The organism is Streptomyces glaucus (assembly GCF_039533365.1).
GTDB lineage: Bacteria > Actinomycetota > Actinomycetes > Streptomycetales > Streptomycetaceae > Streptomyces > Streptomyces glaucus.
Genome location: NZ_BAAATK010000035.1, coordinates 1 through 12,428, shown reverse-complemented (window position 1 = coordinate 12,428; position 12,428 = coordinate 1). Strand labels below are relative to the sequence as shown.

The following is a 12,428-nucleotide window of genomic DNA, read 5'->3' as shown; positions in this document are numbered from 1 at the left end:
CCGGCCGGCCGCGCGTCGGGTGCCGGCCGACGCGGCGGCGGGCCGGGCGGCCGCGCGTCGGCGACCATGGGGTGCGCTGCGACGATCGAACCGGAGGAGGGCCGTGCACATGGTCGTGGAGAAAGCCGAACTGCCGTACCTGCGCCGCTGCGTGGAGTTGGCGACCGAGGCGCTGGAGGCCGGGGACGAGCCGTTCGGCTCCGTGCTGGTGGGGGCGGACGGCACGGTGCTCGCCGAGGACCACAACCGCGTGGCCTGCGGCGACCGCACCCGTCATCCCGAGTTCGAGCTGGCGCGCTGGGCCGCCGCCCACATGACCCCCGAGGAGCGGGCGGCCGCGACGGTGTACACCTCCGGCGAGCACTGCCCGATGTGCGCGGCCGCGCACGCCTGGGTGGGCCTCGGACGCATCGTGTACGTCGCCTCGTCGCGACAGCTGTCCGCATGGCTCGCGGAATTGGGCGTGCCCGCCCCGCCGGTACGGACACTGCCGGTCGGCGAGGTCGCGCCCGGTGTGGTGGTGGCGGGTCCGGTTCCGGAACTGGTCGAAGAGGTGCGCGCGTTGCACCGCCGGTTCCATCGCGGGCACGGCTGAGGACGGTTCCCCGCCTCCACGCGGGCGGCCGTCGGCCTCCGCGCCGGGCGCGGAGCGGGTGATCCGGGCCCGGCGCCGGGCCCCGCCGACCGGCGTCCGGTGGGGCCCGGCGGCGCCGTCCGTCAGCTCTGCGGCCTCGGCCGGGAGCGCCGGTACAGGATCGCTCCGCCCAGGACGAGGACGGCGCTCCCCGCGAGGGCGGGGAGGGTCTGGTCCGCTCCCGTGCGGGCCAGGGCGACCGGGGCCGGGGGCGCGGCGGGCGGGGCGGGCCTCGGCTGCGCGCGGCGCTCGGGCGGGGCGGCCCGCTCCGGGACCGGGACCGGCTCCGGGACCGGCTTCGCGGGGCGTTCCGGGCGGTCGGGGCGGTCACCGGGTGTGTCGACCGACTCGTTGCCGGTGGCCGGGTTGAGGGCGCCCACCACGTTCACGCTGTTGCCGCTGACGTTCACCGGGGCGTGCACCGGGAGCTGGACGATGTTGCCGGAGAGCAGCCCCGGCGCGTCCTTTCCGCCGCCCTCGGCGATCGCGCCGCCGGCTCCGCCGTCCCCCTCGTGTCCCTGCCGCGCCGCCCCCTCGTTGGCACAGCGGTTGCCCGCGGCGGGGTTGAGGGCGCCCAGCACGTTCACGGTGTTCCCGCACACGTTCACCGGGGCGTGCACCGGGAGCTGGACGATGTTGCCGGAGACCAGCCCGGGCGAGCCGGCCGCGGAGCCGTTCGCCGCCGAGCCGCCGTCCGTCGCGAAAGCGGCGGATGCCGGAATCGTCATGGCCATCGCGCCCGACGCGGCGGCGACGGCGATCACACGGTTTCGGGTAACCCGCTTCATGGGTCCCTGCCTTCCAGACATGGTCGCGGGCGCTCGCCCGCATCGGATAAAACGCCGGAGAACCATGCGAGTTATGGCTTATCGGTCTTTCACCCCATCGAGTGGCACGCTTGTCGAACCAACGGCAAAGGCGACCGGCCGGGCGGCGAGGAGGACCGACGGCGAGGGCCCGGCCCGGCGGCGAAGGCGCGACTCGACAGCGGGAGCGGCGCCCCGGCGGCGCGGCGGAACACCCGGGACGAGCCCTTCCGTGCGGCTGCGCCGCTCCGGAGGCGGTGCCCGGGAATGCCGCCTATGGTGATGATCGAGGGCGCCGTTCCCCGGTCCGCGACGGGGCGCCCCTGGAGGCATCGATGCTGGCCAAGCTGTCGAATCGGTCCTCGGTCGGCCGCTGTGCGGTCGCCGCCGCGGTCGGCCTGGCGCTGCTGGGCGCGGGGCTGCCCGCCGCGGCCGCGGACGACGCCGGGCCCGGCCTGTCCCGGTTCTACCGCCAAAAGATCGCCTGGTCCGCGTGCGAGGGCGCGAGCGCGCCGGAGGACCTGCAGTGCGGAAAGGTCACCGTGCCCCTGGACTACGCCCGGCCCGAGGCGGGCACGCTCGATCTCGCTCTGGCCCGCTACCGGGCGACCGGCGAGTCCCGGGGCTCGGTGCTGCTGAACTTCGGCGGTCCGGGCGGCTCGGGCGTCAGCGAACTCGCCGCCGCCGGGAAGAACTTCATGCACCTCACCAACGGCTACGACGTGGTGTCCTTCGATCCCCGCGGTGTGGGCAGGTCCTCCCCGGTCAGCTGCGGCGAGGGGGCCGCCGACCTGCTGGACGCGACGGACGGGGACGAGGACGTGCGCCGTGATCCGCAGGCCGTGCTGCGGCTGCTGCGGGAGGCCGCCGCCGAGTGCGCCGAGCACGCGGGCCCCGTCCTGCCCCACATCGGCACCGTCGACGTCTCCCGCGACATGGACGTGATGCGCCAGGCGCTCGGCGACAAGAAGCTCAACTACCTGGGGTTCTCCTACGGGACCCGGCTGGGCGCGGTGTACGCGGCCCGGTTCCCCGACAAGGTGGGCCGGGTGGTGCTGGACGGTGTGGACACGCTGACGGAGCCGCTGTCCGAGCAGGGCCTGGCCGGGGCGCAGGGGCAGCAGACCGCGCTGGAGAACTTCATCGACTGGTGCGTGGAGGACATCGCCTGCCCGTTCGGGCAGGACGCGCGCGAGGCCCGCCGGCAGGTCGTGCGGCTCGTCGCCTCCCTCGACGAGGATCCGCTGCCGACGGCCTTCGGCGACGTGTTCACCGGCCAGGACCTGGTGGGCGCCATCGGGCAGGCGCTCTACAGCAGGGAGCTGTGGCCCTCGCTGGAGCGGGCTCTGGCGCTGCTGGTGGAGGACGGCGACACACGCGGTGTGGAGGGCTTCGCGTCGGGCGGCTTCGGGCTTCCGGTGCGCGAGGACGGCGCCGGGGGCCTCGTCGACGAGGAGGACATGCCCCTCGACAACCTGCCGGCCGCGCTGATGGCGATCAACTGCGCGGACGACCCGGACCGCCCCAGCGCCGAGCGGATCACCAGGGACCTGGGCCGGCTGCGCGCCGCGTACGAGGAGGCGTCGCCGGTGTTCGGCCGGTACCGGCTCACCCAGGTGCTGATGTGCTACGGCCGCCCCAAGGGCACCGACTTCATCCGCGACGAGGTCAAGGACGTCGACACGCCGAAGATGCTGCTCGTCGGCACCCGCGGCGACCCGGCGACGCCGTACCGGTGGACGGAGCAGACCGCCGAGCGGCTCGGCCCGTCGGCGGTGGTGCTCGACAACAAGGGCGAGGGGCACACCGGGTACGCGTCCTCGAAGTGCGTGCACCGCACGGTCGACGCCTTCCTGCTGTACGGCTCCCTGCCGCCGGACCGCAGCTCCTGCGGCGCCGAGGACGACGGCAGGGGGTGAGGCGGGCCGGTACGGCCCCGCCGCCCGGCGCAGGGAGGTCCCCGGGTGCGGAGGTCCGGCCACGGCGCCGGGGCCGGGGTCCGCTCCGGGCCGCGCCGCCCGGGGATCGGCGGGGTGTCGCGGTGGGCGGTCCGCCGTCCCCGCCCCGGGCCGACGGGGGTGAGCACCGGGTGGCCGGGACCGGCCGGCGCGGCCGTGACGCGTGCGACGTCCCGGCACCCCTTCGGTCGGGCTTTGCACATGCGACAACCCCTGGACCGCTCCGCACCTGGTGACCGATGCGCGGAATCAATCGGGAGCAAAGACTCCCCCGCTTTCCGCGCGCCCCCTTCCCGCAGCGCCACCGCCTCGACGGCACGATGGGCGGATTACCCCGAATGCCCGATAGGCGAATCGGTTCTATCGTGCTGACATGGAGCACGATCTCAGCCTCACCGCCCTCGCCGAGCTGCGGCGCCCCCGCCCCTACCCCGCGGTCTCCGTGCTGACGCCGACGCACCGCCGCGACCCTTACAACGCCCAGGATCCGGTCCGGCTGCGCAATGCGGTGACCGAGGCGAAGAAACGACTGGAGACCGACCCCGCGGTCCCCCGGGAACGGCGCGCCGAGGTCGCCCGGCAACTCGACCGGGCCCTGACCGAGGTCGACCTGACGCACACCGAGGACGGCCTGGCGATCTTCGCCGCGCCCGGGGAGCACCAGGTGTGGACCCTGACCCGGAGCGTGCCCGAGCGCGTGGTGCTCTCGGACACCTTCCTGACCCGCAATCTCGTCGCCGCCCGGGTCGCCGAGCGGCCCTTCTGGGTGCTGTCGGTCTCCGCGGACCGCGTCACGCTGTGGAGCGGCGGCGCGGACCGCGTCGCCGAGGACCACACCTGCGGGTTCCCGCTGATCAGGAACCCGGAGAACTTCGACCCCGAGCGCCAGGAGCGGATCGGCGACCCGCCGGGCACCTTCCGCGACGAACGCACCCGCCGTTTCCTGCGCGAGGCCGACACCGCGATGCACGCGGTCCTGCGCGAACACCCCCGGCCGCTGTACGTCACCGGCAAGCGGGCCGCGCTGTCCCTGCTGTGGGAACTCGGCGGGGTCGCCAAGAGCGCGGTGCACATCCCGCACGGCGGACTCGCGCACGGCACGCCCGAGGCCGTGTGGCGGGCGGTGCGGCCCGTCGTCGACGCCGAGACGCGCAGGTCCGCCGAGGAGGTGCTGCGGGAGCTGGCGTCGGCCCGGGGCCGCAGGAACTTCGCGGCCGGCGCGGACGAGCTGTGGCAGAGCGCCCTGGCGGGCCGTGTGCGGTTGCTGGCCGTCGAGGAGAATTGCCAGGTGACGGTGCGCGACGCCGGCGACCACCTGGTGCCGGCCGAGAGCGGCGACCCCGACGCCCGCGAGGACATCGTGGACGAGATCGTCGAACGATGCCTGGAGACCGGCGCCGAGGTCCGCTTCGTCCCGGACGGCACCCTGGGGGACGCGAACGGGATCGCCGGGGTGCTGCGGTACTGAAGGCAGGAGAACACAGGATCGTCGAACACCCGGCAGCACCCCGGGGAACTTCCCGGTCATCCGCCAAGTGACGTAGCACGTCTACGAGTTGGGCACTCAGGGGCGTACGTCTTCAACGCGCCGCGAAGACCGTGGCATATGCCGGGCGCATCGCCGCGTCGTGTCTTGCCGAATCCCTTACGGGCCGTCGCGGGCTGTGCAACAGTCGTAACGGTTCTTCCCCCGGCCCCTGGCCGTACCGTCCCCGCATCGGAGTGCGTCATGCCGTCCCCCCTCTCCGCGGACCGCCCAGCCGCCCAGCCGCCGGGAAGCGGTTCGGTCGACGCGCTGATATCGCAGACGCGGCGGCTCAAGGGTGGCCTGGACGCCGTCCGGCGCGACGCCCAGGACGACGGATCGGACCCGAGGGGACGCTGGCAGCGCGCCCTGTGCGATCTGGCGCTGCACCAACTCGACGACCTCGACCAGCACTTGGCGCAGCTACGGGACGGCCCGCTGCCCGCCCCCGGTCCGTCCGAGCCGGTCGTCACCGCCCCGGTGGCGGCCGCCGCTCCCCCGTCCGGCTCCCTGCTCGGCCGGGTCGGCAGCGCGGAGTGGAACCTGCTGACGGACCGGGCCGACTGGTCCGGGGAGCTCTACCGGATCCTCGGCCGCGACCCCGCGGCTCCCCCGCTCACCCTCGACGAGCTGCCGTCCCTGGTCCTCGACGCGGACCGGCCGAAGCTGACGGCCATGGTCACGGACTGCCTCGTCGACGCCCGGCCCGTCGACGGGGAGTTCCGCATCGTCCGGCCGGACGGCGACGTACGGACCGTGCACATGATGGGCGAGCCCGTGCTCGACACGGACGGCAGCACCGCCTCGATGTGGGCGGTGCTGCGAGACGTCAGTGAACTGCGGCGTAGCCAGCGGGCGGTGAGCGAGACCCGTGACTCGCTCAGCCGCCGCCGGCAGCGCGCGCGGACCGAGCACCGGGTCGCGGCCGAGCTGCAGGAGGCCGTGCTGCCGTCGTGGCACGGCCCCCTGCGGCTCCCGCGCCGGGACCGCCGCCGCCTGGAGCTGTACGGCCACCGCCTGCCGTCGTCACGGGGCGCACCGGTCGGCGGCGACTGGTGCGACGCGCTCGAACTGCCCGACGGTGAAGTGCTGTTGAGCGCCGGCGACCTGGCCGGTCACGGGATCGCCGTGGCCTCGGGCATGACGATGCTGCTGGGCGCTCTGCGCGGCATGGCGATGGCGGGCACCCGTCCGGGGCGGCTGATGACCGGGCTCAACCGGTTGCTGGACACCACCGTCCGGCCGGCCCTGGGCAGCGCCGTCTGCTGCCGCTACCGCCCCGCGACCCGCACGCTGGTGTGGGCGCAGGCCGGACACCCCGCCCCGCTGCTGTTCCGCAACGGGACGGGGCGTGGGCTGCGGGCGCCGGACGGCGTCCCGCTCGGCGGCCCCCCGGACGCCCGCTACGGGCAGGCCGAGGAGGTCCTCGAGGTGGGTGACCTGCTGCTCCTGTACACCGACGGGCTGGTGCCGCGGCAGTGGGAGTCTCCCCGTCCGAGCGCAGCCGGAAGCGGGGCGGGGACGGCGGCCGTGAGCCGGCTCCTCGGTCTGGCTCCGCGCTTCGCCGAGGCGCGGACCGCACAGGAGTGCGTGCGGACGGTGGTGGAGGAGTTCAGTGGAACCGAACGCGTGGACGACGCGTGCGTGCTCGTCGCCAGGGTGATGTCGTAGGGAGTGCGTGGAGAGCGCGGATGCGGTGGCGCGGAACCGCGCAGTCGTGCTCGCGGGGACCGGGACGGAAGCGTGGGTCGCGGGAACAGGCGTGTCGCGTGAGCGGAGGCGCCGTGGGAGCACCGGAGCGGGAACGGCGGCGGCACGGTCCCCCGTGCGCTCCCCTCCCCTAGGCCGATGCGCCGGTGCCGTCGCCCCGCTTCCTCGCCTGGGCCTTCGGCAGGACCAGCTCGATCTCCTCCCGCAGCTCCTTGATCCTCGGGTAGCCGGCGTACTCGGCGGTGAGCCGGTACATCTGACGCAGCCGGTCCCAGGTGCGCTGGGAGGAGTTGGAGCCCATCGACACCAGGGCCAACCGGGCGTAGCGGTCCGCCTGTTCGGGGTCGTCGGCGATGAAGCAGGCGGAGGCCATCGACAGGTAGTCGAAGATCTTCGACCGCTGCCGGGCGTCGGTCCGCAGGGCGAGGGCCTTCTCCGCGTAGTGCTGCGCGTGCACGGCCGCGGCCGGTTCGAACTCCGCGAGCGTGCGATAGGCCAGGGCCTGCATGCCGTACAGGTCCTCCTCCGTGAACAGCTGCATCCAGTCCGGCGGCGGTACGTCGCCCTTGTCGGAGACGAAGAGGTCCTCCGCCTCGCCCAGAGTGCGGCGCATCGCCTGGCCCCTGCCCATGGCGGCCTGCGCCCAGGCCTCGACGGTGCAGAGCATCGCCCTGGTGCGCGGCAGCACCTCCTCCCCGGCCCCGGACTGGGCGAGCTTCATCAGGTCGAGCGCGTCGTCGGGCCGGCCCAGGTGCACCATCTGGCGCGCCGCCCGGGAGAGCGCCTCACCGGCGCGGGGCCGGTCACCGCCCTCCCTCGCCGCGTGGGCGGCGATGACGAAGTACTTCTGGGCCGTGGGTTCCAGGCCGACGTCGTGCGACATCCAGCCCGCCAGCACGGCGAGGTTGGCGGCGACGCCCCACAGGCGCCGCTGGAGGTGAGGAGGGTGACGGTAGGCGAGCATGCCGCCCACCTCGTTGAGCTGGCCCACCACGGCCTTGCGCTGGAGGCCGCCGCCCCGGGCGGCGTCCCAGGCGCGGAAGACCTCGACCGAGCGCTCCAGTTCCTCGACCTCCTGCGACCCGATGGGGGCGGCCTCGTAGCGGTCGAACCCGGCGGGTTCGGCGTGCAGAGGATGGTCGAGGTCGGGAGCGTCGGCCGCCAGGGCCGGATCGGTGTGCAGCCAGTCGTGCATGGCGCTGCTGAGTGCGGATCCCGCGGCGAGCGCGGCACCCGCGCCCACCAAACCGCGTCGGTTGAGCATGAGGTCCATTCCCGTGAATTCGGTGAGGACCGCGGCGGTCCGTTCGGGCGCCCACGGCACTCCGTCGGGATGCTCCGCATGCCCGCCGCCCTGCCGTCTCCCCGCACGCCCGCGCCGGACCAGACCGAGGTCCTCGATGGTCACGACACGGCCGAGACGCTCGGTGAACAGGGCCGCCAGCACCCGCGGCACGGGATCGCGCGGGATCTCTCCCCTGTCGATCCACCGCCGCACCCGTGAGGTGTCGGTCGCCAGCTGGGGGTGGCCCATCGCCGCCGCCTGCCGGTTGACCAGCCTCGCGAGCTCGCCCTTGGACCAGCCGGTCAGGCCGAACAGGTCCGCGAGCCGGGTGTTGGGTCGTCCGCTCACATCAAGCCCCCAGGTTCTCGGCTGAGTTGACACTAGCCGGGCCGCAGGGGCCGGGCGACTATTCGCCAGGGTTCGCCAGGGTGCGCCAGATGGTGTGCCACGGGGCATCGGGTGTCAGGTAGGAACGCGCCACCCCGACCCGGTCGCCGCAGGGGCATTCCCCAGGGTGCGCCGGCACGGCCGGGCGGGTGTGCGCCGACGTTCCAGGCAGGCACTGCAGGCATACGAAGGGATCCGTCTCACCCATGTACGCAGCTTCGTCCTCCGTGTCCGCCCCGCCCCGGTCGCCGCTTCCCCGCCCGGCGGGCGGCGGTCCCTTTCTCGCCCCCGCGCGCCCACCGGCCCCGGTGCTCGGCACCGGCCGGACGCGGCGTGCCGCGGGCCCCGGCACCCCACCGCTCAGCGGGAGACTCGACTTGTCCGGCCCGCAGGGCGCCCAGCTGCGCACGGCGATCGCCTCGGTGCACCGGATCTGTCCGGAGTTCGCTCCCGTGCAGGTGCTGCGCCGCAGCGGGCGGTCCGTGCTCCTGGTCGGTACGACCGGACGCAGCACCGCCGTCGCCAAGTGCTTACTGGACCACTCCCCGGCGTGGGCCGAGCGGATCCGGCACGAGATAGGCGCATACCGCTCGTTCGTCCGGCACCGCCCGCCCGTCCGGGTGCCGAGGCTGATCGCGGCGGACCCGGACACCTGCACGCTCGTCGTCGAACGGATGCCGGGCAGGGTGGTGGCGCTCCAGCGGCACCCGACGGAGGCACCGCCGCGGACGGACATCCGCGCCGCGCTCGGCGCGATCTGCCGGCTGAACGCCTGGCGGCCGCCGGCGGGCACCTTCGACCGGCCGCTGGACTACGCGGCGCGGATCACCCGGTACCACGAGCTCGGCCTGCTCACCGACCGGGACCTGGGCGACCTGCAGAAGCTGCTGCACGGCATCGCGCACGTGGCCGGGCGGCAGGGCATGGGCCAGTTCTGCCACGGCGACGCACTGCTGTCGAACGTCCTGCTCTCACCGGCCGGTCCCGTGCTGGTGGACTGGGAACACGCCGGCTGGTACCTGCCGGGCTACGACCTGGCGACGCTGTGGACGGTGCTCGGGGACGCGCCGGCGGCCCGGCGGCAGATCAGCCAGATCGCGCAGTCGGCGGGCCCGGCCGCGCGGGACGCCTTCCTGGTGAACCTGATGCTGGTGCTCACCCGTGAGATCCGCAGGTACGAGACGGCCGTGCAGCGTTCGATGCACGGCACGGCCCCGGCGGCGCCGGGAGCGGCCCATCCGGGTGCCGCGCCGTCCGGCGAGGAACAGCGGCTGCTGCTCAGGCGACTGCATGACGACTGCCAGATGGCCCGGCGAGCCGTGCGGGCGGCGGTCGGCACTCGCTGACGTACACGACGGTCCGCGGCGCGCCCGCTCAGGGGCGCGCCGCGGACCGTCGTGTACGGCGGTGCCGCGGAACTCCGCCGGGCGCTCCGATGACACGGCGCGTCCCCTTCCCGTGGAAGCAATTGACGGACCCTCCGTTCGACGGGCCGTCGGTTCGCAGGAGGCTGCTGTGCGACGAACCGCCACCGTCCTCGGCCCCGGACGGTCCCGTGCGACGGCCGGCGCCCTGGCCGCGACGGCCCCGCTGCTTCCGTTGCTCGCCGCCGCCCAGCGGGGCCTGGGCGGGCCCCGGGCGGGGATCCGGACGCCTGGTACGCGGAGGCGAGGTACCGGTCGTCGGCGCGGCTGGTGGCGTATCCGGCCGGAAGAAGGCACGGCGGCCCGCTGGACCGGCGGCACGTCCTCGGCCACGGCGACGTGCCGGGGCCGTCCCCGGTGTGCACACCGACCCGGGCCCCTGCTGGGACCGGCGGCACTGCTTCGGACCGCCGGACCGCCCTTCGAGCCCGCCCCCGGCACGCGCGGCGGACTGGTGGCCCTCCGTGGGGTCAGGAGGTCCGGTCGGGCCACCGGGTGGTGTTCGTGCGCGCCGCCGACGTGCGGGTCGTGACCTCGACCTCTGGCCGGGCAGCCGGTCAGCCCTGCTGGAAAAGCTCCGCGGGCAGCGGCTTCAGCAGGGCGTACAGATCGTCGGTGATGGGGCGGTCCCAGGCGGCGATGGTCACCAGGACGTTGTCGCTGCGGTCGAACTGCACGCAGGAGATCCGGCTCTCGGAGAGCTTGACGCGCCGCACGATCAGCAGGTTGTCGCCCTGCATCACCGGCACGTCCTCGGTGCCGACGACGGTCACCTCCTCGTCGTTCTCCAGGGCCAGCAGCAGCTGGCCCACCTCGAACGGGACCTGTCCCTCGGGGACGTCGCGGGCCGGGGAGCCCTCCGGCAGATTGCCGATGATCATGGCGGGGCCACGCCCGCCGAACAGGTCGTAGCGCAGGAACACGCCCTGGCAGGTGCCGTCGGGGGCGGGCAGCAGTCCGGCACCGAGGTTGCCGGGCCAGTCGCCCGGGTCCATGGCCAGTACGTCGAAGTCGGGCCCGGCGGGAGTGGCACTGCGGCGGCGGAGGAACGACATGCCGCCATGGTACGTGCCCGGGGCCCCGGAGTGCCGTGCGGGCGGAGCCCTCCTCCGCGACCCGCGACGGCCGCCGGGACGCCCCGCTCCCCGCCCCGGAACAGCCGGCGGAAACCCCCTGTACTCCGGGAACGCCCGGCTCCCCAGGGCGCCCTCACTCCTCCGGCGGCGCGGGCGGCACCACGGCGATCGGGCCGGCGGCGTGCAGCAGTACCGCCTGGGTGACGGAGCCCATCATGCGGGCGGGGGCCAGCAGACGGCGCCGGTGGCGGCCCACGACGGTCAGCTCGGCGTCCTTGGAGGCGGCGACCAGATGCCCGGCGGCGTCGCCGGGCAGCACGGACGGCTCGGCCAGGACGCCGGGGTGCCGGGTGCGGTGCGGGGCGAGGAACCCCTCGGCGAGGCTCCGCGTCTCGCTCTCGACGGCGACCTGGTCGATCACCGGCGGCACCAGCCGGCCGGGGGCGGCCCAGCTCTGGACCGGCCAGGGGTAGGCGGCGACCACCTGGAGGCGGGCGCCGCGCAGCGCGGCCTCGGCGAAGGCGAAGGCGAGCGTGGCCTCGTCGGGGCTGTCCACGTGCAGGCCGACGACCACCCGCGGTCCGGGCTCGGCCGGCCCCTCGCCGTGGACCTCGCGTCCGGGCCGGGGCACCACGACGACGGGGCATTCGGCGTCCCGGGCGGCGGCCATGCCGTTGGAGCCGAGCAACAGGCTGGCGAAGCCGCCCCGGCCCCGGGAGCCGAGCACCAACAGCTGGGCGGTGGAGCCGAGTTCGGGCAGCAGGACGGAGGGCGCCCCTTCCATGCCGACGTACTCCGTCACCGGCAGGTCGGCGTGTCCCTCCAGACGGGCGCGGGCCTGGGCGAGCACCGGGTCGTCGTCCGCGTCCGGGGGTGCGGCGGCCAGCAACTCGGCCGGCGCCCAGGCGGCGTACTGCCGCACGTGCACCACCCGCAGCGGCGCCGCGCGCCTGCGGGCGGCGTCGAGGGCCCACTCCAGGGCGCGCAGGCCGTCGTCCGAACCGTCGACCGCCGCGATGACCGGCAGGGTGCTCATGGGTTCCTCACCTCCGGAAGCAGACCTTCCCTTCCCGGGGGCCAGCCTGGCTCAGGCGGGGCCCCGGGAGGGCGCTCAAGGTCGCGTGTCCGGAAAAACGGGTGGAACACCCCCGGATCGGCCGGTCGGCCGGTTCCGCCGCGGGGGTTCAGGTCAGGTCGAACTCTCCCTCCCGCGCTCCCGACACGAAGGCGCCCCACTCGGCCGGGGTGAAGATCAGGGAAGGGCTTTCCGGGCGGGCGCTGTTCCGCATGGCGATGAACCCCTCGACGAAGGCGATCTGGACATCTCCCAGGCCGCGGCTGCTGGACTGCCACTGCGCGTTGCTGAGGTCCAGCTCCGGCTTGTCCCAGCCAGTGAGCGGGCGCTGGTGGGTGGTGGTCTCGGCCACGTCGGTGCTCCTCCCGAGTCGTCGTCCGCGGCCAGCCTAGCGATCGGGTCCCACCGCCAAAAGGCCATGTGAACAGGACATTTCAGGAGCCGGGGAGCCGGTCCCGCGCGGGCGGCGCCGGAAGGGTCCGCGCACCGCCGCCGCGGGCGTGCTCGGCGCCCCGGGCGCCGCGCCCGCCCGCGGCGCGCGGCACGCA

General features: G+C 74.7%; 10 protein-coding genes. 5 read left to right on the top strand and 5 right to left on the bottom strand.

The genetic code is table 11. The features are described 5' to 3' along the window. The first annotated feature begins 109 nt into the window (after nucleotides 1–109). Complete coding sequence (locus ABD363_RS23070) at nucleotides 110–595, top strand: nucleoside deaminase (RefSeq protein WP_344606637.1); 486 nt, start codon at nucleotides 110–112, stop codon at nucleotides 593–595. A gap of 122 nt (nucleotides 596–717) precedes the next feature. Here the strand turns inward: ABD363_RS23070 and ABD363_RS23065 are convergent, their stop codons facing one another. Next, a complete protein-coding gene (locus ABD363_RS23065; RefSeq protein WP_344606635.1) occupies nucleotides 718–1,422 on the bottom strand; it encodes a chaplin in 705 nt (234 codons plus the stop codon). 353 nt (nucleotides 1,423–1,775) lie between these two features. Between ABD363_RS23065 and ABD363_RS23060 the strand changes: the two genes are divergently transcribed. The 3 genes from ABD363_RS23060 (at nucleotide 1,776) to ABD363_RS23050 (ending at nucleotide 6,594) form a co-directional block, all read left to right on the top strand. Beyond that, nucleotides 1,776–3,359: an alpha/beta hydrolase gene (locus ABD363_RS23060; RefSeq protein ID WP_344606633.1), complete on the top strand. Its 1,584-nt coding sequence runs from the start codon at nucleotides 1,776–1,778 to the stop codon at nucleotides 3,357–3,359. Between the two features lie 412 nt (nucleotides 3,360–3,771). Then, nucleotides 3,772–4,866, top strand: coding sequence for a baeRF3 domain-containing protein (locus tag ABD363_RS23055; RefSeq protein ID WP_344606631.1), 1,095 nt, complete (start codon nucleotides 3,772–3,774; stop codon nucleotides 4,864–4,866). A gap of 261 nt (nucleotides 4,867–5,127) precedes the next feature. Next, nucleotides 5,128–6,594, top strand: coding sequence for a PP2C family protein-serine/threonine phosphatase (locus tag ABD363_RS23050; protein WP_344606629.1), 1,467 nt, complete (start codon nucleotides 5,128–5,130; stop codon nucleotides 6,592–6,594). 169 nt (nucleotides 6,595–6,763) lie between these two features. Here the strand turns inward: ABD363_RS23050 and ABD363_RS23045 are convergent, their stop codons facing one another. Then, the gene (locus ABD363_RS23045) at nucleotides 6,764–8,266 is read right to left on the bottom strand and encodes a DNA-binding protein NsdB (RefSeq protein ID WP_344606627.1); all 1,503 of its coding nucleotides are present in this window, start codon (nucleotides 8,264–8,266) and stop codon (nucleotides 6,764–6,766) included. A 245-nt stretch (nucleotides 8,267–8,511) separates the two neighbouring features. On the opposite strand from ABD363_RS23045, the gene ABD363_RS23040 reads away from it, so the two are divergent. Beyond that, nucleotides 8,512–9,651 (top strand): aminoglycoside phosphotransferase family protein, encoded by a 1,140-nt coding sequence (locus ABD363_RS23040; protein ID WP_344606625.1) that lies wholly within the window; start codon nucleotides 8,512–8,514, stop codon nucleotides 9,649–9,651. 635 nt (nucleotides 9,652–10,286) lie between these two features. Here the strand turns inward: ABD363_RS23040 and ABD363_RS23030 are convergent. The 3 genes from ABD363_RS23030 to ABD363_RS23020 all read right to left on the bottom strand — a co-directional run bounded on the left by ABD363_RS23030 (nucleotide 10,287) and on the right by ABD363_RS23020 (nucleotide 12,232). Then, nucleotides 10,287–10,784, bottom strand: a complete 498-nt coding sequence (locus tag ABD363_RS23030; protein ID WP_344606623.1) for a glycosyltransferase family protein — start codon at nucleotides 10,782–10,784, stop codon at nucleotides 10,287–10,289. Nucleotides 10,785–10,938: 154 nt separating this feature from the next. After that, nucleotides 10,939–11,841 (bottom strand): universal stress protein, encoded by a 903-nt coding sequence (locus ABD363_RS23025; protein WP_344606621.1) that lies wholly within the window; start codon nucleotides 11,839–11,841, stop codon nucleotides 10,939–10,941. 148 nt (nucleotides 11,842–11,989) lie between these two features. Then, nucleotides 11,990–12,232: a DUF397 domain-containing protein gene (locus ABD363_RS23020; RefSeq protein ID WP_344606619.1), complete on the bottom strand. Its 243-nt coding sequence runs from the start codon at nucleotides 12,230–12,232 to the stop codon at nucleotides 11,990–11,992. Nucleotides 12,233–12,428: the final 196 nt, after the last annotated feature.